The sequence below is a fragment of the Ruegeria sp. CJ6 genome (genome assembly GCF_056536665.1).
In genome coordinates this window covers 416,024-441,959 of record NZ_JBQFQB010000002.1, presented here as the reverse complement: position 1 = coordinate 441,959, position 25,936 = coordinate 416,024, and the positions used below count along the sequence as shown (strand labels likewise).

26 protein-coding genes and 2 pseudogenes are annotated in these 25,936 nt (G+C 55.8%); 10 read left to right on the top strand and 18 right to left on the bottom strand.

From position 1 onward, the window contains the following. Positions 1 to 130 precede the first annotated feature (130 nt). From ACR0BT_RS07680 to ACR0BT_RS07665, 4 genes are all read right to left on the bottom strand, one after another. Positions 131 to 1,012: a carbohydrate ABC transporter permease gene (locus ACR0BT_RS07680; RefSeq protein ID WP_170394093.1), complete on the bottom strand. Its 882-nt coding sequence runs from the start codon at positions 1,010 to 1,012 to the stop codon at positions 131 to 133. A gap of 1 nt (position 1,013) precedes the next feature. Further along, a complete protein-coding gene (locus ACR0BT_RS07675; RefSeq protein ID WP_170394095.1) occupies positions 1,014 to 2,042 on the bottom strand; it encodes a carbohydrate ABC transporter permease in 1,029 nt (342 codons plus the stop codon). A gap of 63 nt (positions 2,043 to 2,105) precedes the next feature. Next, positions 2,106 to 3,332, bottom strand: coding sequence for an extracellular solute-binding protein (locus tag ACR0BT_RS07670; protein ID WP_170394097.1), 1,227 nt, complete (start codon positions 3,330 to 3,332; stop codon positions 2,106 to 2,108). 85 nt (positions 3,333 to 3,417) lie between these two features. Further along, positions 3,418 to 4,467 carry an ABC transporter ATP-binding protein gene (locus tag ACR0BT_RS07665; RefSeq protein ID WP_170394099.1) on the bottom strand — a complete coding sequence of 350 codons (1,050 nt, stop codon included), beginning with the start codon at positions 4,465 to 4,467 and terminating at the stop codon, positions 3,418 to 3,420. A 157-nt stretch (positions 4,468 to 4,624) separates the two neighbouring features. Here ACR0BT_RS07665 and ACR0BT_RS07660 point away from each other — a divergent pair, with 157 nt between their 5' ends. Next, positions 4,625 to 5,623 (top strand): nuclear transport factor 2 family protein, encoded by a 999-nt coding sequence (locus ACR0BT_RS07660; protein WP_480763035.1) that lies wholly within the window; start codon positions 4,625 to 4,627, stop codon positions 5,621 to 5,623. Here ACR0BT_RS07660 and ACR0BT_RS07655 read toward each other — a convergent pair. Next, positions 5,620 to 6,510: an SMP-30/gluconolactonase/LRE family protein gene (locus ACR0BT_RS07655; RefSeq protein WP_480762856.1), complete on the bottom strand. Its 891-nt coding sequence runs from the start codon at positions 6,508 to 6,510 to the stop codon at positions 5,620 to 5,622. The two genes, ACR0BT_RS07660 and ACR0BT_RS07655, sit on opposite strands and share 4 nt — an antisense overlap. Positions 6,511 to 6,710: 200 nt before the next feature. Here ACR0BT_RS07655 and ACR0BT_RS07650 point away from each other — a divergent pair, with 200 nt between their 5' ends. Both ACR0BT_RS07650 and ACR0BT_RS07645 read left to right on the top strand, forming a co-directional pair. Next, positions 6,711 to 7,472, top strand: coding sequence for an HpcH/HpaI aldolase family protein (locus ACR0BT_RS07650; RefSeq protein WP_480762855.1), 762 nt, complete (start codon positions 6,711 to 6,713; stop codon positions 7,470 to 7,472). 884 nt (positions 7,473 to 8,356) lie between these two features. Continuing rightward, a pseudogene (locus ACR0BT_RS07645) lies at positions 8,357 to 8,467 on the top strand (IS5/IS1182 family transposase); the annotation flags it as partial. 596 nt (positions 8,468 to 9,063) lie between these two features. Here the strand turns inward: ACR0BT_RS07645 and ACR0BT_RS07640 are convergent. The 12 genes and pseudogenes from ACR0BT_RS07640 to ACR0BT_RS07585 all read right to left on the bottom strand — a co-directional run bounded on the left by ACR0BT_RS07640 (position 9,064) and on the right by ACR0BT_RS07585 (position 17,686). Then, entirely contained in the window at positions 9,064 to 9,684 is a 621-nt protein-coding gene (locus tag ACR0BT_RS07640) for a transmembrane anchor protein (protein ID WP_480762854.1), read from the bottom strand. 16 nt (positions 9,685 to 9,700) lie between these two features. After that, positions 9,701 to 10,429: a HupE/UreJ family protein gene (locus ACR0BT_RS07635; protein ID WP_480735279.1), complete on the bottom strand. Its 729-nt coding sequence runs from the start codon at positions 10,427 to 10,429 to the stop codon at positions 9,701 to 9,703. A 59-nt stretch (positions 10,430 to 10,488) separates the two neighbouring features. Beyond that, a complete protein-coding gene (locus tag ACR0BT_RS07630; protein WP_170465622.1) occupies positions 10,489 to 10,857 on the bottom strand; it encodes a hypothetical protein in 369 nt (122 codons plus the stop codon). Between the two features lie 164 nt (positions 10,858 to 11,021). Next, positions 11,022 to 11,321, bottom strand: a complete 300-nt coding sequence (locus ACR0BT_RS07625; RefSeq protein ID WP_480763034.1) for an oligopeptide/dipeptide ABC transporter ATP-binding protein — start codon at positions 11,319 to 11,321, stop codon at positions 11,022 to 11,024. A 165-nt stretch (positions 11,322 to 11,486) separates the two neighbouring features. Further along, positions 11,487 to 11,933 (bottom strand): annotated as a pseudogene (locus ACR0BT_RS07620) (ATP-binding cassette domain-containing protein); the annotation flags it as partial. Positions 11,934 to 12,003: 70 nt separating this feature from the next. Then, positions 12,004 to 12,744 carry an ABC transporter ATP-binding protein gene (locus ACR0BT_RS07615; protein ID WP_170596408.1) on the bottom strand — a complete coding sequence of 247 codons (741 nt, stop codon included), beginning with the start codon at positions 12,742 to 12,744 and terminating at the stop codon, positions 12,004 to 12,006. Next, positions 12,741 to 12,959, bottom strand: a complete 219-nt coding sequence (locus tag ACR0BT_RS07610; RefSeq protein WP_480762853.1) for a hypothetical protein — start codon at positions 12,957 to 12,959, stop codon at positions 12,741 to 12,743. Before ACR0BT_RS07610 ends, ACR0BT_RS07615 begins: the two co-directional genes overlap by 4 nt. 6 nt (positions 12,960 to 12,965) lie before the next feature. Further along, positions 12,966 to 13,628 (bottom strand): ABC transporter permease, encoded by a 663-nt coding sequence (locus ACR0BT_RS07605; protein ID WP_480762852.1) that lies wholly within the window; start codon positions 13,626 to 13,628, stop codon positions 12,966 to 12,968. Beyond that, on the bottom strand, positions 13,534 to 14,481 hold the full coding sequence (locus tag ACR0BT_RS07600) for an ABC transporter permease (RefSeq protein ID WP_480762851.1): 948 nt from the start codon (positions 14,479 to 14,481) through the stop codon (positions 13,534 to 13,536). Before ACR0BT_RS07600 ends, ACR0BT_RS07605 begins: the two co-directional genes overlap by 95 nt. A 768-nt stretch (positions 14,482 to 15,249) precedes the next feature. Next, entirely contained in the window at positions 15,250 to 16,587 is a 1,338-nt protein-coding gene (locus ACR0BT_RS07595) for an MFS transporter (RefSeq protein WP_480762850.1), read from the bottom strand. A 4-nt stretch (positions 16,588 to 16,591) separates the two neighbouring features. Next, positions 16,592 to 16,849: a metal-sensing transcriptional repressor gene (locus ACR0BT_RS07590; RefSeq protein WP_480735289.1), complete on the bottom strand. Its 258-nt coding sequence runs from the start codon at positions 16,847 to 16,849 to the stop codon at positions 16,592 to 16,594. A gap of 180 nt (positions 16,850 to 17,029) precedes the next feature. Next, the gene (locus tag ACR0BT_RS07585; protein ID WP_170423179.1) at positions 17,030 to 17,686 is read right to left on the bottom strand and encodes a GntR family transcriptional regulator; all 657 of its coding nucleotides are present in this window, start codon (positions 17,684 to 17,686) and stop codon (positions 17,030 to 17,032) included. 138 nt (positions 17,687 to 17,824) lie between these two features. On the opposite strand from ACR0BT_RS07585, the gene dctP reads away from it, so the two are divergent. The 7 genes from dctP (at position 17,825) to ACR0BT_RS07550 (ending at position 24,881) form a co-directional block, all read left to right on the top strand. After that, positions 17,825 to 18,811: a TRAP transporter substrate-binding protein DctP gene (gene dctP / locus ACR0BT_RS07580; RefSeq protein ID WP_480762849.1), complete on the top strand. Its 987-nt coding sequence runs from the start codon at positions 17,825 to 17,827 to the stop codon at positions 18,809 to 18,811. 101 nt (positions 18,812 to 18,912) lie between these two features. Continuing rightward, a complete protein-coding gene (locus ACR0BT_RS07575; RefSeq protein WP_170423175.1) occupies positions 18,913 to 19,455 on the top strand; it encodes a TRAP transporter small permease in 543 nt (180 codons plus the stop codon). 5 nt (positions 19,456 to 19,460) lie between these two features. Further along, the gene (locus ACR0BT_RS07570) at positions 19,461 to 20,777 is read left to right on the top strand and encodes a TRAP transporter large permease (RefSeq protein ID WP_170423173.1); all 1,317 of its coding nucleotides are present in this window, start codon (positions 19,461 to 19,463) and stop codon (positions 20,775 to 20,777) included. Then, complete coding sequence (locus ACR0BT_RS07565; RefSeq protein WP_480762848.1) at positions 20,774 to 22,030, top strand: malonyl-CoA decarboxylase; 1,257 nt, start codon at positions 20,774 to 20,776, stop codon at positions 22,028 to 22,030. Before ACR0BT_RS07570 ends, ACR0BT_RS07565 begins: the two co-directional genes overlap by 4 nt. A gap of 5 nt (positions 22,031 to 22,035) precedes the next feature. Then, complete coding sequence (locus tag ACR0BT_RS07560) at positions 22,036 to 23,550, top strand: malonate--CoA ligase (RefSeq protein ID WP_480762847.1); 1,515 nt, start codon at positions 22,036 to 22,038, stop codon at positions 23,548 to 23,550. 127 nt (positions 23,551 to 23,677) lie between these two features. Then, positions 23,678 to 24,085: a universal stress protein gene (locus ACR0BT_RS07555; protein ID WP_170423167.1), complete on the top strand. Its 408-nt coding sequence runs from the start codon at positions 23,678 to 23,680 to the stop codon at positions 24,083 to 24,085. Between the two features lie 121 nt (positions 24,086 to 24,206). After that, positions 24,207 to 24,881: an adenylate kinase gene (locus ACR0BT_RS07550; RefSeq protein WP_170596395.1), complete on the top strand. Its 675-nt coding sequence runs from the start codon at positions 24,207 to 24,209 to the stop codon at positions 24,879 to 24,881. 83 nt (positions 24,882 to 24,964) lie between these two features. On the opposite strand, the gene ACR0BT_RS07545 is transcribed toward ACR0BT_RS07550, so the two are convergent. After that, positions 24,965 to 25,276, bottom strand: coding sequence for a helix-turn-helix domain-containing protein (locus ACR0BT_RS07545; RefSeq protein WP_170611906.1), 312 nt, complete (start codon positions 25,274 to 25,276; stop codon positions 24,965 to 24,967). Between the last annotated feature and the right edge of the window lie 660 nt (positions 25,277 to 25,936).

The following is a 25,936-nucleotide window of genomic DNA, read 5'->3' as shown; positions in this document are numbered from 1 at the left end:
CCGCAAGGCCCTGCGCGCATCAAAGCAAAAGGAATTCGCCCTGGTCGCCTTGCCCGGCACGCAGCCATATTCAGGCTGGCTGCGTGCGCATGGGCAAATACGGACTGAGGATGCGTGCGTCCCATCAGCGTCAGCCTTTCACAGCCCCGGCGGTCAAACCGCCCACAATCTGACGCTGGAAGAACATCACCAAGATGAACAGCGGAACCGTCGCAGAAACCACGGCCGCAACGGCGAACATTACGTTGCCCTCGGTTTGCGTTGTACCAAGGAATGCGGCGATGGCTGGAACCATTGTGCGGTTGCTTTCTGACAACAGCATCGCCCCAACGGCAAAGTCGTTATAGGCCAGAAGAAACGAGAACAGCCCCGTGGTGATCACACCCGGCCACATCACCGGAATGATCACGCGGCGGAAGGCCTGAAACTGGTTGCAGCCGTCGACCTTTGCGCTTTCGTCAAGCTCGCTGGGGATGTTCTTGAAGAAGGCGTGTAGCATCCACAGGGTGAACGGCTGGTTGATCGCGACAAGTACGATAATTGTCGTCGGCAGTATCCCCCAGATATTCCATTCAAAGAAGGGCAACAGATAACCCGAAACCAACGTGATCGGCGGCATCGCGCGGAAGATCAGCGCCGTGATCAAAAGCCAGAATGTGTAGTTATAGCTCGACCGCGAAAGCGCATAGCCCCCCAGCGTTCCGATGGTCAGCGAGATGGCGACCACAAAGACGCAAACGATCCCCGTGTTCAGAACATTCCGCCAAAATTCTTCCTGAATCCAAGCCCCTTCGTAACCGGTGGTGGTAAAGGGTGAGCCATAAACTGCCTCGGTCCGCGCGCCGGTTAAGGCGTTGGTCCAATCGGCGATCGAGAAGAAATCCAGCTCTACCTTGAACGACCCCCAAACCGTCCAGAGGAACGGGAAAGCGGCCAGGATGAACCAAAGGATCACAAAAAGCGACGAAGCAATCCGAAGGCTTTTGGGCATTCTTTGCGCACGGCTGGCCATGTTATCTTGCTCCTTTGAAGTCACGCCAGGTGCGGACAAGCACGGGCGACAACAGAATGGCGACCCCGATAATCGTGATCACAGACGTAGCGGCTGCAGAGGACAGTTGTCGCGTTTCACCGCCGAGGTCGTTGAAGATGAAAGTGCTGAGCGATTGCGCATGGGCACCGGCGCTGAAGCCGATAATCGGTTCGAACACCTTGAAATTATCCATCAACTGGATCAGCGCAACAAACGTAACCAGTGGCATGAGATGGGGAACAACCACGAATTTGACCTGTTGCCAGCGGGTTGCCCCATCGATCTGGGCCGCCTCGATCTGATCTTTGGGCAAAGTTTGCAAACCGGCATAGAATACCACGAAGGCAAAGGGGGCCGAACTCCAGACGCCATAAACCATCAGCGCCACCCACATCAGCCCGGTCGAAGCCTTTAGACTGAAATCCGGATCTCCGGCCAAGTTTACAAGGGCGTTGCCGATGACGCCACGACTGTCAATCATCCAAAACAGAATGAGCGAGCCGATCAGCGGTGTCACAATCATGGGCAAGAGCGAGAAGAAGATCATCAAACCCTTGAGGTGCCGGTGCAGTGAGTTGACCGCCAGCGCAATCACCAGCCCCAGAATGATCGTGAGGGGTGTCACAATGAATGTGAAGGTCAGCGTAAAGGCCATGGCCCGATAGAAGGGCAAGTTTCCGACCTCTGAGAAAAGGTCACCCCACGTGTCACTCGCCGCCCAGATTTCGCCAACCTCCTGTATCGCCAGGTGGCCGCGATCAAAGTAGATATCCAGCCCGACAAATCTGCCCAATGGTTGTTCGGCACGAAGCGCTGCGGTGGCTTCCTGATCGATGGTGGTCTCGGTTGTGCACCCGACAAGCGGAGTACAGTTTTCGACTTCCACCAGAACCGCCGGGTGTGGGGCATAAATGGATTGGATCACCACCGAGACGATGGGCATTGCAATGAACAGCAGCATTGCAAGTCCTGTGGGCAGGAAAAACCAAAGGAATGTCTTATGGCGCATGTCGCAATTCCCGTGTCGGCTTGATTGGGCGGGTGCCCAAATTGGGCACCCGCGAGGGGCGTTTTACTGTAGGAAGCCCTGTTCGATTGCCGCGGCGCGATAGGCGGCCTCGACATCGGCCAGCGCCTGTTCAGCGCTTTCCTTGCCCTGCATGAAATCGGCAAGTTCATTGCCGAGTGCACTGTGCATCAAACCCATGTAGGGCAGCATCGGATAAGGAGTCGTGCCCATTTTGGCAGCGTCAAATACACCCTGCGCGTCGTCTGCAGGTTCGTACCCTTCGATCAACCAGACTGCCAGCGGCGTGGTTTCATCGTTCAACATTTCGGGGCGGACGCCATGCGTCATCGCGACAAAAGTCGCCTCAGCCTCTTCATCTGAGATGTTCTTGCCGACGGTCCATCCATCCCACCAAAGGGTCGAGGCCGGAGTCGTGCCGCCACCCACGGTCAGCGGCGCTGCAATGGCATGGCCATCGATTACTTCCTGCAAGACACCTTCGGTTGTGGTCTGCTGTGACGCCCGTGACCCCCACATATTCATGATCGCCACATTGCCCGCGCGGTATTCCGCGTTGGTGGCATTGGAATCATGGGTCAGAAAGTCGGGGTTCATATACTCGGACAAAGCCTTCATCATGTTCAGCGCTTTGACACCGGCCTCGGTATTGACGTTGGGCTCTGCGCTGCCGGGCTTGAAATGAGTACCTCCATAGCCAAGGAACATATTGTTGAATTCCTGCGCCAGATTCCATCCCGCAGCATAAGCACCGCCAACCGGGTTTTGCATTATGCCCTGCGCGCGAATGGCTTCGGCCGCTTCGAGCAGTTCTTCATACGTGGTCGGCACTTCGACGCCTGCCTGTTCCAGAACGTCCTTGCGGTACATCAGGTGCTGAGCGTTGGCCATGAAGGCGATGGCCATGATGTCATCGCCGATCTTGATTAACTGTCCCGGCTGCAGGTTCTGACCATGTTTTTCGACCAGGTCATTGAGCGGTCGGATAACGTCTTCATTCATCAACGCCACAATCGAGCTGTTGGCGATGATGGCTGAGGTGTATTCCGACGGATTGCCCGACAGACCGGCCACGTTGATGGTTTGGTGTTCGGATGTCAGGTTGGATTCAACAGATGCGCCCGTGCATTCCTTTGCGGCAGCGGCCACAGCCTGAATGGCGGCAAATTCGTTGCCGACGATGTTGACCCGATCCGTGATCTCGCAGGCATAACCCGCGCTCGCAGCAAAGGCGGTCAGTGACCCGGCCAATGCGATTTTCTTTAGAAACATTTTTGATTCCTCCCTAGGTGATTGGGTGCATCTTCGAAGCCTGCACCCGAGATTGTCCCGTCATTGCGGGATTGGTTTTCGTCTCTCAGATCTCAAGGCGCGCGCCGGTTTGCGCATCGAATAGGTGGCAGTGATCGGTATGGATATGAATCGACACCTGATCGTCGATTTCTGCACGATAGGTTTTGTCGGCCTTGACCGAGACCAGCGCTCCGCCGATCCGAACCGAGACCATGGTGCTGTCGCCCAGCAATTCCTGCGTATAGATGGGCGCGTTAATCTCGCCCCCGCTTTCTACGACATTGGCGTCCTCGGCGCGGAAACCCAAAGTTATTGGGCCATCCGGAGCATTCAGACCATGCACTTCGGTATTCTGCGCGCGGAACACACCGCCCTGAACATCACCATCAACCAGGTTCATCGCCGGGTTGCCGATAAAGCTGGCGACAAACGTGTTCGCAGGCTCGTCGTAGATCGCCGTCGGAGAGCCAACCTGTTGGACAACACCCTGCTTCATGATCACCACGCGATCGGCCAGTGTCATCGCCTCGATCTGGTCATGTGTCACATAAATCGTAGTCACGGCTAGTTCATGGCTGAGGTTCTTGATCTGCGCGCGAGTCGAAACGCGCAGTTTTGCGTCAAGGTTGGACAACGGCTCATCCATCAGGAACACGTTGGGCTCGCGTACAATCGCACGCGCCAGCGCCACCCGCTGACGTTGCCCACCTGACAGCTCTGCCGGCTTGCGATGCAGAAAGTCGTCCAACTCTACCATCGCCGACGCTCGGCGCACTTTTTCGTCATGGGTGGAAGCGTCGATGCCACGTACCCTCAGCGGGAAACGAATGTTCTCGTAGACATTCATGTTCGGATACAAAGCGTAAGACTGGAACACCATCGCGACGTCGCGGTCTTTGGGCTCCATATCGTTGACGCGGGTACCGTCGATCAGAATATCACCCTCGCTTGCGTCTTCCAAACCTGCGATCATGCGCATCGTCGTGGTCTTGCCACAACCCGACGGGCCGAGAAGCACCAGAAATTCCTTGTCGGATATTGTCAGGTCGAAATTGTCCACTCCAACAAACGAACCCCAACGTTTTCCAACATTGCGCAGTTGAATCTCGGCCATACTGTCCTCCCAGTTGCACCTGAGTGCATACGTTTGCAAAAGCATAGACATCCAAAGGAACATCTGGCAAGTATTTTTTGCAAGCGAATGCAAAAGCGCCCGCAATCTTGCTAAAGACTGACGCTTCCCTCCGGGCAAAGCATTGAAAGTAAAAGATATGTCTTACGAAGCCGAGAAAGAAATTGTCCTGAACTTCTACAAAGCTCTGAGCGATGAAGAGGAATCAGCCCACTCTGATGTGATCGCTGAGTATTGCGACGAGGACCTCCTGTGGCGCGGCTTTCACCCGTTCAACGAGCTGCGTGGCGCTAGCAACGTGGCGCAAAAATTCTGGCAGCCGCTGAATCACAGCCTAACTAACTTGCAGCGTCGGATGGACGTGTTCATGGCTGGTCAAAATGAAATCGACGGGTTCAATTCAGTCTGGGTTGTTTCGATGGGCCATCTCATGGGGCTGTTCGACAAGGACTGGCTGGGCATTGCGCCAACCGGAAAAATGGCCTTGCTGCGCTATTGCGAGTTCAACAGGATTGAGAAAGGTAAGATTGTCGAAACCGCGATGTATTTCGACATCCCGCATTTCATGATGCAGGCCGGGTTGCAGCCCTTCCCGCCGCAGACCGCCGCACAACTTGTCCAGCCCGGGCCCATGACCCATGACGGCCTGATGTTCACGCCTCAACCCGCCGAAGACGGCCAAAAGACATTGGCCGCTATCAACGCGATGATCTCCGATCTTGGGCGGTGGGACAGCGGGCTCAGCCTTGAAGATGAGTTGCGCCGCACATGGTGCGAAGACATGATCTGGTGGGGCCCCTCCGGTATCGGAGCGACCTACACAATCGAACGTTACGCCAAACAACACGCTGGCCCGTTCCGTGCTGGGTTTGCCGACCGGTCAAAAACCAACCATATCTGCCGCATGGCTGAGGGTCACTATGGCGGCTTTTTTGGCTGGCCGAACTTTACCGCCCGACCAACCGGCGGGTTCATGGGAATGCCTGCCACTGACAAAGCCGGTGAGTTCCGGGTGATCGACATCTATCGTCGCCACGGTGACAAGCTGGCCGAGAACTGGATTTTCATCGATCTGCTTCATTTCTGGAAGCAACAAGGTATCGATATTCTGGACCGCATGACGCGTGTGGGCCTTTAGATCATGGCCAGGCCCGTCATTTTGGTCGGAATACGGTAAACGGACGTGCAGGCAGTGATGTACAGCATGCTGAACCCGGTTCCTCCAAAACAGAAGTTGGTAGATTTTTGCGGCGTCAGAATGACACCAAGGCAGTGCGCTTGGGCATCAAACAGATGTACACCGCCGGGACCATTGCACAAAATCTGGCCGTCGCGGGTGCACTTCATACCGTCCGGTACCCCTTCCCCATCGCCAACAACATCGGCCCAGACCACCCCACCGGTCAGTGAGCCATCAGCGGCGACATCAAAGATGCGGATATGGCCACCCCAACTGTCATTGACAAACAGCCTTGTTTCGTCAGCTGACAAACACAACCCGTTGGGTTGCTGAAAATCATCCGTGACAAGGTGTAACGTGCCGTCGGGATCCAGCCGGAACACGCCTTGCACCGGCAGTTCTTGCTCTCTCAGAATGCCAAGATCCTCTCGGATACGACCAAAACTTGGATCAGTGAACCAAATCCGACCGTGCGAGTCGCAGATAACATCGTTGGGGCTGTTGAGTTCTTTGCCATCAAAATGCGTGGCGATCGAAGTAACCCGCTTGCCGCCGTGATCATGGCGTACCAAATGCGAACTGGCGTGCTCGCAAGAGATCACTGCCCCGCTTTTGTCGAAGCAATTTCCGTTCGCTTGGTTGGATGGGGTGCGAAAAACGCGAACTCCTTCACCCTCGCTCCACTTGTATTGATGGCTCTCCTGAATGTCCGAGAATACTAGCCAATGCTCTTCGGGGTGCCATATTGGCCCTTCGGTAAACCCCAGACCGCTAGCGATTTCTTCCAGTTGAGCGTCAGAGTGCACCAGATCTGTGAAGCCTTTGGAACGGATATCGAATACCATGAGAACACCTTTTCAGAGTTGCGCCTGCCAACACTAACGGCAAGTCCCGACAAGAACAGCGTTTCGGGTGAAAACGCAATAACGACTGTTCGATAGTCTGGCCCTGCCAACTTCAATGCTCTACGCTATAGCCGATGTTTCCAAACCGCTTGGCTGCCAATTGCCATGTGCCGCCCAAACAAAACCGTCAGGACTTTCCCATGAATTTCAAACAACGCATGCTTTCTGGCGAGCCTCTCGTCGGAACGTTTCTCAAGACACCAGCCCATGAACTGGTCGAGATAATTGCCAAGTCAAAACTGGACTTCTTGTGCCTGGATGCGGAACACGCACCCTTTGACCGGGGTCGGTTGGATGTTTGCCTCGCCGTCGCCCGGGCTCTGGGGTTGCCGACGTTGGTGCGGGTGCCGACTGGGTCTGCGGACGAAATTCTCAAGGCGCTCGACAGTGGCGCGACAGGTATTGTTGTGCCGCATGTCGACAGCGCCGAAAAGGCCCGTCGCATTGCGCGCGAGGGCCGTTTTGGCCATGGTGGTCGCGGCTATGCCGGATCAACCCGGTGGGCAGGGTTTGCGACCCGATCCATGGCTGACGTCCTCAAGCAAAGCGAAGATGAGACGATTATCATTGCCCAAATCGAAGAACCAGAAGGCGTCGCAGAAGTCGATGATATCGCCGGGACCGAGGGCATCGACGGGATTTTTGTAGGACCTGCGGATCTTGCGGTATGTTACGGCGTGACCGATCAGTCCGACCCACAGGTTCTTGATGCAATGCGACGCTCGGGCGATGCAGCCAAAGCACATGGCAAGACGCTGATGACCTTTGCAGCCAGCGCAGAAGCCGGACTCAAGCTGCGCGACTATGGGGTGACCATGATCTTCGTCGCTTCAGAACACGCCTTCATGCTTCGCGCTGCAAACGCGGAAGCAGAGAACTTCCATGGCGCCGCGAGGACGTGAAACGCACAGGGATTTTTAGTGGAAAGGGTCTTGGGATCGAAATATCCGCGGGCTGGTAAATGCTGCGACGACAGTACTTTCTTTGCTAGAAATGCGATGCGCGATTGCGGATTATTCGCTTCGCTGAATAGCGGTGTCCTGTCGGTTTTTCTCCAGTCCGCCGTACCCGCCTTGATCAGGCAAAAATCGCTATACGGGCTAGGTTTATCAGTAACAGTCGAGATCGGAGACTGCACGGCGTTGGCCCGAGATCAGTTCGTCTAGCAGTTCACCAGTCACCGTCGCATATCCTAAACCGCACACGTTAATCCCCATAGATGTCCAGAGACCAGAGGTAAGAGTTTGCAAACGCGGCAGACCATCTGCCGCATCCGCAATGTAGCCGTTCCAGCACTATTTGATCGGCGATTCCGCCAGTAGCAGGAAAAACTCGACCACCTTGCGCCGAACTGGTTCTTAGAGTTTATGATCGTCTGTTTGACGCAGAGGTTCGCGGCGGCCGGATAGGAAACGCTCGTCCGCCTCAAGCCGGAAACTGTTGACCAGTTTTTCGAGATCCTCCGCAGATTTGCCACCAGCGCAACGCCATTAAGAAAAGGCGGTCGACGAATTCACTAAAGAAGAGACCAACGCCCGGCTTCATTGATTAAGATCGCACTGCATGCTTCACGGCATCGATAACGGAACTTTGAAATGCGTGATCTTTTCAGGCTGGCTGGCGGGCAGATCGCACGTCTAAGTCCTTCTTGCCGAACTCGCTTGGAAAGCCCCGGGTCGACGATAGGTGTGTATTTAACGGAATAATTTTCTTCAATCACAATGGCTTGCGCTGGTGTGGCGCTCCTGTCGCTTATGGCCCGTGCAGGACTCTCAACAGCCGACGGAAGCGCCGTTACAAACGGCAAAACCGCAACGAGATCATGTCCGACAGACTCAAGAGTTGGAGACGTGTGGCGACGCGCTTTGACCGATGTCCAAAGGTCTTGCTCGCAGCCAGCGCTCGCGGAAACCATCATCTATTAGTATGGTATCATGAAGCTAATAAGGCTTGGGTATCGACTGCTTATGTAGGGTTAATCTGTAAAAATTCGCGTAGAAGAAGACTTCGAAATTTGATGGGAATTCGAAGTACATCACACACCAAGACAGCTGCGCGTATCATAGAATTGAAGGAAAGTGATTGCGCCAGCCTGTTTCGAACGGATTGGGATTCTCCCCTTCGATTGGAATTCGCTTTCGACCGCTCATTTCAAGATCGGGGACAATAACTGGTAGCATTTGTGGGGGGATACTTAGGCTTGGAAAACAAATCCTCGGCGCCGGAATTCTCGGCCAGCCTAAACCTACACATTCTAAGCGAATATCGGTTCCTCACAGTCGGCTAGACGCAGGCATCGCCGCTCCTGTGTCCTATGTGTCAGCGGTTTGGGATTCCTTGAAGGAGAACAAGAAAGCGCCACGGATGTTCAAACCCAACCGAAGCTTTCAGGAATGAAATTAAGCAACTGAGATAGAGTAATTTCACGCAACGGGTCGTGAGCCAAATGATCTGTGGAACGCCCCGTTTCAGACGAAACGGGGCGTTAAGATATCAATAGGTGCGCTTGATGTCGCTGTAGGCACCGCGCAGCTTCACGGTGATCGTGATGTCCTGCTTATCACGGTTGCGCCAGAACCAGCCGTGATTGCCGGTGAATGCGGCAACCAATGTTCCCTTTGCACCGGTTTTGCCACGGCCTTTCTCATAGCTGATGGAATCGTCAGCGTTGTCGCCATGGAGTTCAAAATTTGCCCGGCCGCCTTCGGCAACCCAATCAAATTCAGTCACAGCACCTTCATCCATGACCAGCTTCCACTCGATTCCTTCTCCAGGGGTCAGAGTGAACGAGAATTCATCCGCCCAGGGCTCGGCACTTTGCTGCGCATAGGCGGCGCCCACAAAGGCGCCAAAGATATCCTTAAACAAGCTGGATTGATCTTCTGGTGCCTGCTGCGCGTCCCGAGCGGCCTCTTCGGCCAGATCGGTCTTGATCTCTCCCATCTCGGTCAGACCAAGAACACTGCCGATCTGAGTGGGATCAATGCCATATTCTGCGGGCAGAACCACGGTCACCAGCAAAACCACAGCGGCCACGGCCGCAATGATAGTGGACTTGATCAACTGGGCCGAGCTAGGCAGTTCTTCGGGGCTTGGTTTTTCAGAATTGTACATGTGTATCTCCGTTTATTCAGGCTGAGACGAACAGGCCGGTCAGCTGATATCCCATCAGCACGAAACCAGCCGCCATCATCGCGACGTTGACGCCATAGGCGTGTTTCCAGAAGAATTTGGATTTGCGCCAAAACCCCATGAAGATCAGGATCAGGGCAAGGGCTATGAACTGGCCGATTTCGACGCCGACGTTGAAGGCCAGCAAGTTGGGCAACAGCCCGTCTTCGGGCATATCATAGTCCAAAATCTTGGCTGCGAGACCAAGGCCGTGGAAAAAGCCGAAGATCAGCGTGGCCCATTTGGTATTGGGCTGATGGCCGAACCAACGCTGATACGCTCCCAGATTGTCCAGCGCCTTGTAGACGACAGACAAACCGATGATGGCATCAATAATGTAAGCATTGACGTTCCAGCCGTAGTAGACGCCAAGCAGCATGGTCGTGGAATGGCCCACGGCAAAGATGCTGACATAGGTGGCGACATGTTTGGCCCGGTACAGGAAAAACACGACCCCGAACAGAAACAGGATATGGTCATATCCCGTCACCATGTGCTTGGCACCCAGATAGGCGAAGGGGATCAGTTTGACGCCCCAGATCTGTTGAATATAGCCGGCATCGCCAGCCGTGACGTTATGGGCTGCGGCATAAGACGCGCTGTAGGCGAGCGCCGCAAAGACAAGGGCTGCCAGCGTCAGGGATTGGCGCATAGCCTCCCCTAACCGGCCCCTTTGGACGGTTTGCATGAGATATTTCTCCGCTATGTTGTGTGATTGATCGTCAAACCCCGCAAAAGCGGGTTCGGTCACACGCGCGGAGGTCGGTCAAGCCTATATATGGGGTCAGGTTTGTCCAGAAACGGTTCCAGCGCATCAGGCAACCTAAATCTGTCGACCGATTCCGCCTCGGCAACCAGGAACAGGATCGCCGAGCTGTGATCATGATCGACCGCATCGTGACTATGGCCATGCAGCGCCCAGTAATTGTCCAGTGCTTCGCCATGGGAATGGCCGTGATCACCCATTATCTGGCTGCGTTCTGACACGCTAAGCAAATAGTTGGCAGAGTGTGTGAAAGACGGGGCCACTGACCAGGCAAATACGCATAGAACCATCATCGCGATAAACGCGTGTCTGATCCAATCAGCCAGTTGTCTGCCCGACACAATCTGCATCACTGTTCCTGCCCGCGACGGTTTTCCGTCCGTTTTTCTTCATGCGCTATCCTACTCACTTAGCGTCAATAATCGTTGTCTCGCAACCCTGGATATCATTGTCAGCGGGAAGTCTCCGATCTGCCGAAAAGGCCTAAAGATCTCCTTCTCGACAGATCAGGACTTCAATTTGCGTGTTCTCGCGGTGCAGCCGAACCAGGAAAATAGCACGCAACTGCGTGTTCATTGTGTTGACCTGTGAGAATTGGCCCTTTTTGCCGGCATATGTCTTGCGCCCGCTGACAGCGCGTCTGGAAACGGCATCCGGGTGGCGGGTCCATTGGGCTGGGCGGGTCACCGTGCAGTACGATGCGCTGCCTGGTTGCCTCAATACGCGGGTCGGGAGACGGGGCAGCAGACAAAAGCGCTTGGGTATAAGGATGTTGTGCATCGTTAAACAGGTTCTCGGTTGAACCTTTCTCCATCACGCGACCCAGATACATCACTGTCATGTCGCTACACATTTCCCGCACCACCGCCAAGTCGTGCGAGATCATCAGTACCGTCAGGCCGAGTTCCTGCTGCAGGGTTACGAACAGCTTCACGATCTGCGCCTGAGTCGAGACATCCAGCGCCGAAAGCGGTTCGTCACAGATCAGAATTTCGGGCTCTAGCATCAGGGCGCGAGCAATCGCGACACGCTGCCGTTGCCCGCCGGCCAGAGACCGTGGCAGACGCTCACCCGCCGTTTCAGGCAGCCCCACCAGATGCATCAGTCGGGCGATGCGCTGTTGACGATCCTTGCGACCGAACCTGTGGATCGAGAGGGGTTCCTCAAGCGACTGATAAACCGTCTGGCGGCGGCTGAGCGCACCCAGCGGGTTCTAGAACACGAACTGCATCTGTTTTGCCAGCGCCTTACGGTCGCGCATCCCGTCGGCCAGATCCTGCCCCAGAATGCGCACCGAACCCGATGTGGCCGGTTGCAGCCCGACCATGGCTCGCGCCAGTGCGGTCTTGCCGCAGCCGGATTCGCCAACGATGGCGTGAAAAGCGCGCGCGACGGTCAGATCTACGCCATCCACCGCACGCACCATCCGGTCGGGGCCGCTGCCGGGGAAATGAACCTTCAGGTCGTGAACCTCGATTGCGCTTTGCGTCTCCATCTCAGGCACTTTCCAGTTCCGCCTGCGCCGCGTGGCAGGCTGTGACATGAATCCCGTCCTCAGGCACCGGGATGAGCGCCGGGCGTTGGGTGGCGCAGACCGGGAGCATGCGCGAACAGCGCGTATCGAACGGGCAACCGGTGCGCAGCCGCGACTGATCAGGGGACGATCCGGGGATGCCCTTGGGTACTTCGTTGCTGTTGGCCCGCAGATCAGGGACCGAGGCCAGCAACCCCTGCGTATAAGGGTGCACCGGTGCGGTTAGCACCTGCGCAACCGTGCTGCTTTCCACCACCCGACCCGCATAGAGCACCGCCACGCGGTCGGCGACCGAAGCGACCACGCCGATATCATGGGTGATCAGCACCACCGCGATATCTTCCTGTTGCTGGATATCCTTGATCAGTTCCAGAATCTGCGCCTGCACGGTGGCGTCCAGTGCCGTTGTCGGCTCATCCGCGATCAGCACGCGCGGATTGCCCGCCAGCACCCGGTCGGAGCGGTTCAGCAGCGATTGCCCGCAGCACACAGCACTGCCGCGAATATCGACTGATACGCCTTCGGGCAGAAGGCCCAACGGGCCCAACGTCATCACCGTTTTGCCCGATCCGCTTTCGCCGACAATTGCCAGAATCTCACCCGGCATCACCGACAGCGAGGCGGTATCGACCGCCCGGACCGAGACTTGCTCAGTGTAAAGATCGATCACAAGATCCTCAATTTGAAAGACGGGTTGGGTCATGCCTTGGCCTCCTGTGTCTGAATCTCGGCCTCATCGCTGTGGCGCTTGCGGCGCAGTTTGCGCAAACGGAGCGGGTTCAGCGCGCGCGGCACTTTTTGCAACGCGAAATGTTCACCCAGCAGGTTGAAGTTGACCACCACCATGGTCAGGGCAAGAACGGGCGCGATGACGAGGCGAGGATATTCCTCAAGATAGCTCATGCCGTCGACCAACATCTGGCCTCATTCCGGTGTGGGCGGTTCGACCCCCAAACCCAGAAAGGACAGCGTGGCAATCGCCAGCACCAGCGCGCCTGAATCCGCTGAGGCATAGACCACCACCAGCGCCAGCACATGCGGCAGGATATGGCGCGAGAATATGCGTACATGGCCCGCACCCATGATCCGCGCGGCCTCGATATACGGCTGATGCAGTTCTGATGCGACGACGGAGCGGCTCATGCGGGTATTGTTGGCCCACCATGCCATGGTCAGCGCCGCGATCATCGACCAGTTGCCGGGGCCGAAGATGCCGATGAAAGCCAGCGCCACGATCAGGCTGGGCAGCGACAGTACGATGTCGATGGCGCTAATCAGCACAAGCTCGACCTTGCCGCCGAAATAGCCTGCTAACGACCCGATCACCACGCCAATCAACAACGCCGAGGCCAGCACCATAGAAATGGCAAACAGAGACACACTCGCGCCATTGATCAGACGGCTGAGCATATCGCGGCCCAGATAGTCGGCGCCAAGCCAATGGGCGGCACTAGGACCCTGCAGGATGGCGCCATAGTTCTGCGCAGTTGGATCATAAGGGTTGATCCACGGAGCGAGAATGGCGATCAAGGTGAACAGGGCCACGGGGGTGATCACCAGCCACGGCAATTTTTTCAGGATATGCATTCTTCTGCCTCCGGATGCGGGGGTCGATCAGCATGCACAGCAGATCGACAAACAGGTTAACGAACACAAAGAACACGATGAAGGTCTGCAGGATCGCCTGCATCGAGACGAAATCGCGGAACCGGATCGCCTCGATGAAGAACGCGCCGACGCCTTTGATGGCAAAGACCGTCTTGACCACGATCGACCCGATGATCATCAGCGTGAACTGCGCGCCGAATGTGGTCAGGTAAGGCACAGCTATATTGGGCAGCGCCTCGCGCAGCAGTACGCCTGACCGGCCATATCCCTTGGCAAAGCCAGTGGTGGCGAAAGGGCGAGCCATCACCTCTTGCAGGCCGACGCGCGCCACACGGCTGGGCACCGCGCCGGGAAACAGCGTAATGGTCAGGCACGGCATGATCCAGCTGGCCACGCCTGCGCCGCCAAATGCGGGCAGCCAGCTCAGCGTGACGGAAAACAGAATCACCAGCAGGGCCGCGACAAAGAAATTGGGGGTCGAGGCCGCCAGCAGCGAAAACGCCCGTAGCAGCCTGTCGATCCAGCCACCATTGCTGATTGCGCCCGCAAGGCCAACCAGCAGCGATAGGAATAAGGCGATCACACCACCCCAGATCAGCAGGGTGGCGGTCACGGGCAGGCGCTCAGCGAACTCCTGCCCGATGGGTTTGCCGGACCGCAGCGAGATGCCCAGATCACCGGTCAGTGCATCGCCCAGCCATCGGACATAGCGGACGGGCAGAGGGTCGTTCAGGCCCAGCTCGTCCTCGATCTGTGCAACCAGTTCCGCCGAAGCCAAAGGGCCGACAACACGCTCGGCCATCAGCGCGGCGCGGCGGGTAATAATTGGCATTTCGATTTTCTAAAACTGTTGGGTCAGAAAGTCCGACGTCGATACTCAGAGCTTCTGATGTGACTTTTGATTGCGCATTAGATTGCCCGGGTGGGCGGACACATCGCTATCAGTCTGAAGAAGATTTCAGCCCGTGCGATACGTGAATTTCATGCGTGCGATCACCCAAGTCTTGGAGGATGAAAAATGTCCGTTGACAGCTCAAACACCTGCGAACACCGTGACGACATAAGGCAGATCGATCGATAACCCCGCTCGGCCGCCGTCGCCATCTGAAATGCGACAAAAGGTACTTCATGTACATGCGTCGTGCTCTGGTTGGCAGTGAGTTTTACCGGAGCACTATCGTCGTCCGAGGATTTGTTACTTTGACTGTGCGACACATGTCGTGAAGCGAATTGAGCACCCAGCCCAGAAGCCACAGGAGCCGATTTGGCTGACGCTTCTGCCTGATGGGTGACTGCCGGATCTTAATGAACATGAGAACCAGCTACAAGTGAGGCTGTCAGACAATCAGGAAGCAGTCCAAAATACACTGTGCGGGCCCAGTATAGACAGCCCGTAAAGTGAAGCGGGGTGGTGCTTCTATACGTTGTAGCTCTGCAACCAACTTCGCTCCCATCCATGGGTGGTTCAGACAAAAGGCGTTTACCTTTGGCACTGAATGCCTAGTGAAGATGGATAAACACGTCCAATACCATCTTTTATAAAGATGCAATATATCATTATGTCTACACATTTAATATTGGCTTTTCGAATAGCAGCACCTCATAGGCGATCAGAGGCTCGCACCGAGCGCGTCAGCTGGCGATGCAAACTGTCGACGATGATCACATGTTTGTGCGGCCCCGCACCTTTCAGGTGAGGGTGGTCGGGCGGCAAATCAGGATGCTCATGCTTTACAGGTAGATCTGCGTCTATTGGCCAGATACGCCATGCCGTAATCAAGCCGAGGCACGCGAGAACCGCCAGCACGAGCATCGTAACCAAGGTTCCGAATTCAGTGATCAACCAGCCGGAAACCGGGTAAAAGACCAACCAGCAGGCGTGTGACAATGCAAACTGCGCTGCAAACACGGAAGGCCGATCTTCAGGATGGGCGGACCGCGTCAGAACACGCCCCCCAGGAGTGATCATTGCGGAGTATCCCGCGCCGATCGCAAACCAGCCAACCATGATGGTCGACATTGATATAGGAGTGGCTACGACGCTGAGGGCCAATAGCGCCAATGCAAGTATATTCAGTATTGCACCGGATAGCATGACCGCGCGCTCGCTGCGGTAATCCAGCAAGCTCGGGATAGTCATCGCCATCATCATTGACCCTGCCCCGAAAGCGGCAAGAACCAAAGCGACGGCACTTTCTGACAATCCCAAATCACTGCGGACAATGACAACTGTGTTGACAATGACCATGGCGCCCGTAGCAGAGATGACCCAATTTACCGCAAGCAATCCTCGCAATCGGGGCGACCTGAGATATAACCGCATTCCGCGTGTTGTCCGATCGTAGATACCTCTCGGTTTGGAAGGTTTCGGCGATGGCAGTAATACGGATGCAACCAGAACGGCTGATGCAAGGAAGCCCAAGACGGTGCCCCAGAACAGATTGTCATAGCTCATGACCGTTAGCAGTGCGGCGGCCAAAATCGGGCTCAACAAGCTCTCCATATCCACGGCCAATCGCGAAAGAGAAAGTGCTTTGGTGTATTCTTTCTCATCCGGCAAGACATCAGGAATGGTTGCCTGAAAGGTCGGTGTGAACCCGGCGGATGCCGATTGGAGGATGAAGATCAGCACATAAATCTGCCATACCTCGGAAACAAAGGGCAACGCCAAGCCAACTGCCGCTCTGACCAGATCTAACGCGACCAACATTGCGCGCCGGTCCAGACGTTCCGAGAATGCGGCAGCTAAAGGCGCCACTGTGACATATGCGACCATCTTGATCGTGAGCGCAGTTCCCAGCACCAACGCAGCAGAATCTTCGGCAAGCTGAAAGGCGAGCAAGCCGAGAGCCACTGTTGCCAAACCAGTGCCCGACAACGCTACGATTTGGGCGAAGAACAGATGGCGATATGTTCGATTTTTCAGAACTGAAAGCATCGGATCAAAGATATTTGCTAATACTCTTCAATTCTTCCGCGGCTTGCCTGGAATCATCGCTGCCCGTCAGACAGTGATCGATATGGTCGTGAATAAGCGCTCGTTTTGCGTTCGTAACTGCTTTTTCAACCGCGTGTAGTTGCTGCGCGACGTCTGTGCAGGGACTCTGCTGTTCTAACATCTTGATGACTTTCGCAAGATGGCCTTCGGCCCGCTTAAGCCGCGCGATAATCGTTGGGTGTGAGGTGTGCTTGTGATTCATATCGCAACCACATATCCCTACCAGGGGGATAGGACAATAGGAAATCCTGCCGCGTCAATATGGGTTCGAAATTTGACTCGATTATACTTGAGATCTGTTTCAATGGCGCACTGGCATCAACGCTAGCTGACCAGCTCAGTCGCGCTCACAATGAAATTCCGCGTGTATTAACGGCAACTTCTACTCAGCTGCGCTCTTTAGTGAAGCCATAAGGTTGCGAAACTTCTCACCTTGTACGGCGACATGGTCACGCAGCGCATTCGCTGTTTCTTCCGGTACGCCTTTTTTCAGGGCTCTGACAATTTCTTCGTGTTCGGCCATGGACTGGGCCATACGACCACGGAACCGAAGCTGCTGTCGACGGAATGGTTTGAGCCTTCTGTGCAGCTTGGAAGTTTCTTGCTCTAAGAATGCATTGCCGGACTGTTGATAGATGATTCGATGGAACCGCTCGTTTTCCAGATAGTACGCATCGGGATTGCCCGCATCCACGGCCAGTTGGCATTTGCTGTTAGCTTCGGTCAGTTCAAGCAAAGCTTCATCGGAAATGCGCAACGCCGCAAGTCGACCACAAACGGCTTCAAGCTCGGCCATGACCTCGAACATCTCCATCAGTTCCACCGGGCCGGGCTGTCGGACAAAAGCGCCCCGCCGCGCTATCAGATCGACCAACCCCGACAAGGCAAGTCTCTGGAATGCTTCTCTAAGTGGCGTTCGTGAGACCCCGAACTGCTCAGCCAGTTTGACCTCATCTAGACGGTCACCGTCCGAAAATGTCCCGTCAAAAATCAGCTCTTCCAAATCCTGAGCGATGGTATCTGCAAGTCGTTGGTCCATAGGTTTCTGTTTTACTTGTGATTAGGCGAGAACTCAAGAAATCATATCTTGTATACAAAAACCTTGACTAAAAAAACATTGCTGCCTTATGCTTCTATTCATCCCCGGCTCATCCGGGACTGAAAACGGGAGGAAAAAATGAAATCAGTGTTCAAAACGGCCGTCGCTGCGTTGGCGCTTGCATCCGCAGGTACATTGGGGGCAGCGGAGGAACTGCGCCTGTCACATCAGTGGTCGAACAAGGACATTCGCCATCAAGTAGCACAGATTGTTGCAGACGAGGTTGCGGCGGCGGACGTTGATCTGGAAATCAAGATTTTCGGCTCGAAATCGCTGTTCAAGCCGCGCGAGCAGTACAAGCCGCTCAGCCGCGGTCAATTGGATATGACCATACTGCCGCTGTCCTACGCCGGCGGTCAGCAGCCTGCCTATAATCTGACGCTGATGCCGGGTTTGGTGAAAAACCACGATCACGCTGCCCGTCTGGCCGACTCGCCCTTCATGGAGGCGTTGGAAGAGAAAATGGCTCAGGACGACGTGATGGTGCTTGTGCATGGCTATCTGGCCGGTGGCTTCGCCGGTAAAGACAAGTGCATCACGAACCCTGAGGATGTCGCAGGCCTGCAGACCCGCGCGGCAGGTAAATCCTTTGAGCAGATGCTGGCCGGCGCTGATGCCTCGATCGCATCAATGGCGTCGTCAGAAATATATAACGCCATGCAAACCGGCGTTTTGCAGGCGGCCAACACGTCGTCCTCGTCCTTTGTCAGCTACCGCATCTACGAGCAGGTTGCCTGCTATACCCCTGCGGGCGATGTGGCGCTGTGGTTCATGTATCAGCCGCTGCTGATAAACAAATCCACCTTCGACGGACTGAACGAAGATCAGCAAGCCGCATTGCTGGCTGCATCGGAAAAGGCACAGGCCTTCTATTTGGAAGAGGCCAAGAAACAGGACGCCAACTCGGCGAAAGTTTTTGCTGACGCCGGTGTTGAGATTGCGGAGATGAGCGCCGAAGACTTCGAAGCATGGCGTACGCTGGCAATGGAAACATCTTACAAGGCGTTCGTAGAAGAGGTTCCTGATGGGCAGGACCTGCTGGACAAGGCTCTCGCAGTCGAATGACCCCATCTTGCCGGGCGGCCTGCCGCCGCTCGGCATCCGATCTTGGTTCTGATCTTCTCTGATCTTCAGACTTAATTGCATCTCAATCACAGGAGGCGCAAATGGCCGGTCATAGCTCTGCCGTTGCTTCCCACACAGGGAACAATCCCTTCCTTCGCTTTGTCGCTGCGCTTTCAACTCTGGCTGGATGGTGTTCCGCAGGCATGATCGTCGCTGCTGTCGCCATCACCTGCCAGATGATCATCGTGCGCTTCGTGCTGAATCAATCGACCATTTGGCAAACCGAAGCGGTCATTTATCTGGTCATCGCCGCAACCCTGGTCGGTCTGCCTTATGTGCAGCGCCTGCGCGGTCACGTGAATGTTGACCTGATCCCGATTTCGCTCGCACCTCGAGCCCGCTTTTACATGGCGATCCTGACTTCGGTTCTGTCCATCGCCATCGTCTCAGTCATGCTGTTCTACGGCTACGAATATTGGCACTTCGCATGGGAGCGCGGATGGAAATCCGACACCGTTTGGGGCGTTCGCCTGTGGATTCCCTACCTCGCCATCCCAGTTGGCTTTGGTCTGCTGCTGTTGCAACTGATCGCCGATCTCGTCGCCGTCCTGCTTGGCATCGATAAACCATTTGGTCTGGAGTAAAGCCGATGGATCCCCTTCTGCTCGGCGCTATTGTCGCCATCGCCACCATCCTTGTTCTTTTCTCGGGCGTGTCCGTGGCCATCGGCCTGCTGATCGTCTCGGCTGGGTTCCTAATCGTCTTCGACGGCCCGCGCTCGCTGGAACTGATGCCGGAAATCCTGTTCGGCAAACTCGATAACTTCGCCCTTCTGTCGATCCCGATGTTCATCATCATGGGGGCCTCAATCGCCTCTACAAGAGCTGGAGCGGATTTGTACGAAGCGCTGGAACGCTGGCTGACCCGTGTTCCCGGCGGTCTCGTCGTATCAAACCTCGGTGCCTGTGCCCTATTTGCGGCTATGTCCGGTTCGTCACCCGCGACCTGTGCCGCCATCGGCAAGATGGGTATCCCGGAGATGCGCAAACGTGGCTATCCTGACGGCGTCGCCGCCGGTTCGATCGCTGCAGGCGGTACTCTGGGCATCTTGATCCCGCCATCGGTCACCATGATCGTTTACGGTATTGCCACCGAAACCTCGATTGGCCGTCTGTTTCTGGCCGGTGTGATCCCGGGCCTTATGCTGGTGGGTCTTTTCATGGCCTGGTCGCTGTATTCGACCTGGAAATCCGGTGACGCGACTCGTCTGGGTTCGGGCAGCTACACCTGGGCCGAACGGTTCGAGATCCTGCCGCGCGTGCTGCCCTTCCTCGGCATCATTCTGGGTGTGCTATATGCCATGTATGGCGGTATCGCCACGCCGTCGGAAACCGCCGCTGTCGGTGCCCTGCTCTGCCTGTTGATCGCGATGATCATCTACAAGCTGTGGAACCCCAAGGACATCTGGGTCGTGCTGCGCGACAGCACCAAGGAAAGCGTGATGATCCTGTTCATCATCGCCGCTGCCGGTGTGTTCTCGTACATGCTCAGCTCGCTGTTCATCACACAGGCGATTGCTGAATGGATCGGTACGCTGGACGTGAACCGTTGGGTTCTGATGGGTGCGGTCAACGTGTTCCTGCTGATCGCCGGGTTCTTCCTGCCGCCCGTCGCTGTGATCCTGATGGCGGCACCGATCCTGCTGCCGATTATCACCACCGCTGGCTTCGATCCGATCTGGTTTGCGGTTGTACTGACCATCAACATGGAGATTGGCCTGATCTCGCCCCCTGTCGGCCTGAACCTCTATGTGATCAACGGCATTGCGCCCGACATCTCGCTCAAGACCATCCTGACAGGCTCTCTCCCCTTCGTGGCCTGCATGGTGATCGCGATTGTCCTGCTGTGCCTGTTCCCCGGTCTGGCCACATGGCTGCCTGACTTGGTGATGGGAGCAGCGGTATGACCCTGCTGGCGGATCTTCTATCCACCGTGTTCGAGCGGCGTTACCGCCGCGACAGCGCGGTGGCTCCGGATGGCCGACCGCTGACCGAACTGGCCGACGCGCTGGTTGGGTCAGCGGGAGAAACTTCGGGGCTGGCGCTGGCCGAGGAAATCCTGACCCGGTTCGATACTCTGGACGACGACGAAAAGCTGGAGTTCTTCCGCTATATCGCCTCGGCTATGAATATCGACCCCGAGGCGGTGCGGTCGTCGCTGGATGAATACGAACGCGACCCATCGAAAGCGACCTATCGCAGCTTTGCGGCTGCGGTGGAACCGGCCCGGCAGGAAATGATCCGCCGGTTGAACCGCGTGCCCGGTGCCACCGGCGCACTGGTACAGATGCGCGCTGATCTGCTGCGGCTGGGCGGCAAGGAGCCCGAATTGCAGGCGCTTGACCTGGACTTCCGGCACCTGTTTGCCAGCTGGTTCAACCGTGGCTTTCTGGTGCTGCGCCCGATCAACTGGGAAAGCCCGGCGCATATTCTGGAAAAGATCATTGCGTATGAGGCGGTCCATGCCATCGACAGCTGGGACGACCTGCGCCGCAGGCTGGAACCCACTGACCGGCGCTGCTTTGCCTTTTTTCATCCCTCGATGCCTGATGAGCCGCTGATCTTTGTCGAAGTGGCGCTGAACAGCGGTATTCCGGGTTCCGTACAGGCCTTGCTCGCCGAAGACCGCGATCCATTGCCCGAAGATCAGGCCGATACGGCTGTGTTCTACTCGATCTCCAACTGTCAGGCCGGGTTGGCCAGCATCTCTTTCGGCAATTCGCTGATCAAACAGGTGGCCTCGGACCTGTCGGCTGAGTTGGCGGGGCTGAAAACCTTCGTCACGCTCTCGCCAATTCCGGGGCTGACCAAATGGTTGTCGCAGGAAGGCATCGATTGGAACATCGAAGAGCCCGATCAGATGAAAGCACTGGCCGCACATTACCTGTTGAACGCCAAAGGTCGGGGCGATCTGCCGTTCGATCCGGTGGCACGGTTCCATCTTGGCAACGGTGCGCTGGTCCATGCGGTTCATGCCGACGCAGATGTTTCGGACAAGGGCCGGGCACAGTCCGGTGGCACCATGGTCAACTATCTTTATGACCTTGGCCGCGTAGCGCAGAACCACGAACAGTTCGCCAACACCCGCGAGGTAATCGCCTCGTCCGAGGCCAAATCGCTTGCCGCGTCAGCCTCTCTCACCACGACACAGGAAAGGTAACCCTTATGGCCAATCCTCTCTATGACGGTTTGTTCGGCGCACATGCCGGTAAAGACACAGCCTTCTTGCAGTTGCTCGACGGAACGACCATCACCCATCAGGACTTCCTGAGCACCGCGGCACAAATCGCCCATGTGGCGACGCAGCTGGGCCTGAAACCCGGCGACCGGGTTGCGGCACAGATCGAGAAATCGCCCGAAGCGCTGGCGCTATATGCTGCCTGTGCGCAGGCAGGTCTTGTATTCCTGCCGCTCAATACCGCTTACACTGTGGATGAATTGACCTATTTCATCGAAAACAGTGGCGCCTCGCTGATCGTTTGTGACAGCCGCAGCGAAGAGAAACTCGCCCCGGTTGGTGCGCAGCTAGGCGCGAAGGTGGAAACCCTGAACGCCGATGGCAGCGGCAGCCTGATGGAGCAGGCTGCAGCAATGCCTGCCAGCTTTGAGACCGTTGACCGTGATGGCGACGATCTGGCCGCATTCCTCTATACATCGGGGACTACAGGCCGATCGAAGGGTGCGATGCTGACCCAGAACAACCTGTTGTCGAATGCACAGACGCTGGTCAAAGAATGGCGCTTCACATCCGACGACGTGCTGCTGCATGCGCTGCCGATCTTTCACACTCACGGACTATTCGTGGCCACCAATGTCACGCTGGCTGCAGGCAGTAGCATCGTTTTTATGCCCAAGTTCGATAGGGATGAGATCATCGGGCGGATGCCCAATGCCACGACCATGATGGGCGTGCCAACCTTCTACACCCGCCTTCTGGACGATGACCGCTTCACCAAGAATCTGGCCGCACATATGCGCCTGTTTGTTTCAGGCTCGGCACCCTTGCTGGCCGAAACCCATGTACAGTTCGAAGAACGCACCGGCCATCGCATCCTTGAACGCTATGGCATGACCGAAACTAACATGAACACCTCGAACCCCTATGACGGTGACCGCCGCGCAGGCACGGTGGGCTTTCCATTGCCTGGGGTCGAGCTGCAGATCTGTGATTCAGACGGCAATGCGCTGGCTCAGGGCGAGATCGGCGAGATCGAGGTGCGCGGGCCCAACGTGTTCAAAGGTTACTGGCAGATGCCGGAGAAGACTGCCGCCGAACTGCGCGAGAACGGGTTTTTCATCACTGGCGATTTGGGTCGGATCGACGAAGACGGCTATGTTCATATTGTTGGCCGCAACAAAGACCTTATTATTTCAGGCGGTTACAACATCTATCCCAAAGAAATCGAGCTGATTCTGGATGACCAGTCCGGCGTGCTGGAAAGCGCCGTTGTGGGCGTTCCACATCCCGATTTCGGCGAAACTGTTCTGGGCGTGATCGTTGCAGAGCGGGGCCAAACCCCCGATCTGGACGCAATGATGGAGGCCGTGCGCGGTAGCTTGGCGCGGTTCAAGCATCCACGCAAACTGATCCTGCTGGACGAACTGCCCCGCAACACCATGGGCAAAGTTCAAAAGAACATCCTGCGCGACCGATACAAAGACATGTTCGTGGCAGCGTAAGATGACCCTCCCCGGCCCAGTAGCCCCTCTTCTCGATAATGCTACAGGCCTAACTTCAACAACCAGGGCAGGCGGACCTGTTCCCTTCTCTGGTTGTTGAATTTTTCTACCTGCTGGAGAACCAGAAATGTATGGAAATATTCTAGTCCCTGTTTCCTTTGATACCGACCGCGACGCGCAAAGAGCGCTGGATGTCGCACAAACTCTCCGCTCGGATGGTGGTCATATTACTCTATTGCATGTCATTGAGCACCTTCCGCAATACACAAGCGACCTGCTTCCTGAAAACCATCTGGATATCGCAAAGACCAGCGTTACTGACAAACTGGGCCCACTAGTCGACGGGGTTGCGGACTCCAAAATTGAAATTGTCGAAGGACAGTCGGGCCGTGGAATTCTCGATTATGCAACGAATAACAATGCAGACTGCATCGTTATCGCAAGCCACCAGCCTGGATTGCAGGATTATCTTCTGGGGTCCACAGCGGCACGCGTAGTCAGGCATGCAAATTGTTCCGTACACGTGGTGAGATAGTCTGGTCTAGGGATCAGAAGCAACGCCCACACACGACCGTCATACACCGCTAATACATCTGAAATGGCACTGAGCGGTCTATTCCAAGTCGTGTTTACGATATTCTCTAAGAGGAAAAAGAGTGACCAGCCCGAATACGTCTAAAGTGTTAATCCTTCTCGGCCCTCCTGGTGCCGGTAAGGGAACGCAATCCCGACTGCTTGAGCAAAAATTTGACTTGGTTCAGTTGTCGACAGGCGATTTGCTCCGCAGATCGATTGAAAGCGGCAGCGAAACAGGCAAGGCGGTGGAGTCCATCATGGCTGAAGGCAGGCTCGTCGGAGATGACATCGTCATTTCGATCTTGCGTGACCGTATGAGGGATTCGGACTGTGCCGGAGGGGTGATATTAGACGGATTTCCACGCACGCTTAGTCAGGCGCGCGCATTGGATCAACTATTGGCGGAAACGGGGCAGCAGATCAGTGCTGTCGTCAGTCTTGCGGTGGATGACAAGAAGATGGTCGACCGCATTTCCGGTCGCTTTACTTGTGCAGGATGTGGCGAAGGTTACCATGATACATTCAAACCGCTTGAGGCAGCGGAACGCTGCGACAATTGCGGAGGCTCTGAGTTCAAGCGCCGCGCTGACGACAGGGCCGAAACAGTCGCCGCACGACTGACTGAATATCATAAACAGACTTCACCCTTGATCGACTACTATAGCCATATGGGCGTTTTGGCGAATGTTGACGCAATGGGACCGATCGAGGCAATCAATCGAAGCATCGAGGCCGCCATATCGTCAAGGTCGTGATGACAAAAGAAAGCAGAGGAATAAGACCTTTGCAATTACGCTTAGCCAAAGCAAAAACAGACCCAAGAAAGGCTGTTCAGACGTCATTTTCTTAAATGCGAAGCGTCTTTAAGAAAAGAAAAGCGCTTGCGGTAATCTCCTGGCGAGAGGTCGACTATTTCGTGAAACATTCGGCGGAATGCTGAAACATCCATATACCTCATATCCCGGGCGATGGTTTCGATACTGGACTGCGATAGTTCCAGCCTCTGACAGGCATTGGTGATGCGACGCTGTTGCAGGTATTCCGATGGCGTGAAACCCGTGGCCGTCAGGAATCGGAATCCAAAAGTGCGCAGCTCAAGTCGAGCGGTGCGGGCCAATTCGGAAACCGGGATCGGGCCCGCATAACGCATTTGCACTCAATGCTGCGTTCGAAGGATTGCGTTGCCCCCATGAGTCAGGTTGGGCGAAAAAGAGATGTAAAAGCTCTGCGCCCGCTCGCCAGGGTCGATCAGAAAAAAACCGGGTGACCTGCATCAGTGGTCGCGGTGCGAGCAGCTTGGTAGGCAAAGTGCTACTGCCACCTCCGACGAACAAGGCAGGGGATGCCAGATTGTGATCGACGTTCACTCGGTCCCAGATCTATTGTTCATGAGGCATCACCAAATTGGACTATGTCGTTCTAGGAAGTTTAGTCGGTAAGATCTTTTTGCGACGCATGTAAGGTGCGCTCTGCAGCATTCCAGCCACTACTCGAGCACCCATTGCAGAGAGCAGTCCCATGACCGTCGGAGATGATGCCATTGGGACAGTCATCACGACAAGCGCCGCTCGCACATTATTGATCGCAGCCTTGCACTCGTATTTTGCGACAAGGCTTCGCGCGCGCTGACTGAGGAAACCCGGCGAGGAAGGTTGCGATGACTGCAACCCATGTCACCAATGGGGTGTCGAAGAACGAGGCAATTACACGGCCTGCGGCGACCTCAAATATTAACCCTATGACAGCCCAAAAGAGGATCGAACTGATTGTGAACAAGAACATCAATGCGATCCAGTCAAAAGCCACCTTA

Coding starts and splice junctions, on each gene's coding strand:
- ACR0BT_RS07590 (WP_480735289.1), bottom strand. CDS start 16,849: ATGAATCACAAGCACACCTCACACCCAACGATTATCGCGCGGCTTAAG.
- ACR0BT_RS07675 (WP_170394095.1), bottom strand. CDS start 2,042: ATGCGCCATAAGACATTCCTTTGGTTTTTCCTGCCCACAGGACTTGCA.
- ACR0BT_RS07625 (WP_480763034.1), bottom strand. CDS start 11,321: ATGGAGAAAGGTTCAACCGAGAACCTGTTTAACGATGCACAACATCCT.
- ACR0BT_RS07560 (WP_480762847.1), top strand. CDS start 22,036: ATGGCCAATCCTCTCTATGACGGTTTGTTCGGCGCACATGCCGGTAAA.
- ACR0BT_RS07570 (WP_170423173.1), top strand. CDS start 19,461: ATGGATCCCCTTCTGCTCGGCGCTATTGTCGCCATCGCCACCATCCTT.
- dctP (WP_480762849.1), top strand. CDS start 17,825: ATGAAATCAGTGTTCAAAACGGCCGTCGCTGCGTTGGCGCTTGCATCC.
- ACR0BT_RS07635 (WP_480735279.1), bottom strand. CDS start 10,429: ATGCAAACCGTCCAAAGGGGCCGGTTAGGGGAGGCTATGCGCCAATCC.
- ACR0BT_RS07650 (WP_480762855.1), top strand. CDS start 6,711: ATGAATTTCAAACAACGCATGCTTTCTGGCGAGCCTCTCGTCGGAACG.
- ACR0BT_RS07670 (WP_170394097.1), bottom strand. CDS start 3,332: ATGTTTCTAAAGAAAATCGCATTGGCCGGGTCACTGACCGCCTTTGCT.
- ACR0BT_RS07545 (WP_170611906.1), bottom strand. CDS start 25,276: ATGCGTTATGCGGGCCCGATCCCGGTTTCCGAATTGGCCCGCACCGCT.
- ACR0BT_RS07615 (WP_170596408.1), bottom strand. CDS start 12,744: ATGACCCAACCCGTCTTTCAAATTGAGGATCTTGTGATCGATCTTTAC.
- ACR0BT_RS07655 (WP_480762856.1), bottom strand. CDS start 6,510: ATGGTATTCGATATCCGTTCCAAAGGCTTCACAGATCTGGTGCACTCT.
- ACR0BT_RS07575 (WP_170423175.1), top strand. CDS start 18,913: ATGGCCGGTCATAGCTCTGCCGTTGCTTCCCACACAGGGAACAATCCC.
- ACR0BT_RS07660 (WP_480763035.1), top strand. CDS start 4,625: ATGTCTTACGAAGCCGAGAAAGAAATTGTCCTGAACTTCTACAAAGCT.
- ACR0BT_RS07565 (WP_480762848.1), top strand. CDS start 20,774: ATGACCCTGCTGGCGGATCTTCTATCCACCGTGTTCGAGCGGCGTTAC.
- ACR0BT_RS07630 (WP_170465622.1), bottom strand. CDS start 10,857: ATGCAGATTGTGTCGGGCAGACAACTGGCTGATTGGATCAGACACGCG.
- ACR0BT_RS07605 (WP_480762852.1), bottom strand. CDS start 13,628: ATGCATATCCTGAAAAAATTGCCGTGGCTGGTGATCACCCCCGTGGCC.
- ACR0BT_RS07680 (WP_170394093.1), bottom strand. CDS start 1,012: ATGGCCAGCCGTGCGCAAAGAATGCCCAAAAGCCTTCGGATTGCTTCG.
- ACR0BT_RS07595 (WP_480762850.1), bottom strand. CDS start 16,587: ATGCTTTCAGTTCTGAAAAATCGAACATATCGCCATCTGTTCTTCGCC.
- ACR0BT_RS07555 (WP_170423167.1), top strand. CDS start 23,678: ATGTATGGAAATATTCTAGTCCCTGTTTCCTTTGATACCGACCGCGAC.
- ACR0BT_RS07665 (WP_170394099.1), bottom strand. CDS start 4,467: ATGGCCGAGATTCAACTGCGCAATGTTGGAAAACGTTGGGGTTCGTTT.
- ACR0BT_RS07640 (WP_480762854.1), bottom strand. CDS start 9,684: ATGTACAATTCTGAAAAACCAAGCCCCGAAGAACTGCCTAGCTCGGCC.
- ACR0BT_RS07600 (WP_480762851.1), bottom strand. CDS start 14,481: ATGCCAATTATTACCCGCCGCGCCGCGCTGATGGCCGAGCGTGTTGTC.
- ACR0BT_RS07585 (WP_170423179.1), bottom strand. CDS start 17,686: ATGGACCAACGACTTGCAGATACCATCGCTCAGGATTTGGAAGAGCTG.
- ACR0BT_RS07610 (WP_480762853.1), bottom strand. CDS start 12,959: ATGTTGGTCGACGGCATGAGCTATCTTGAGGAATATCCTCGCCTCGTC.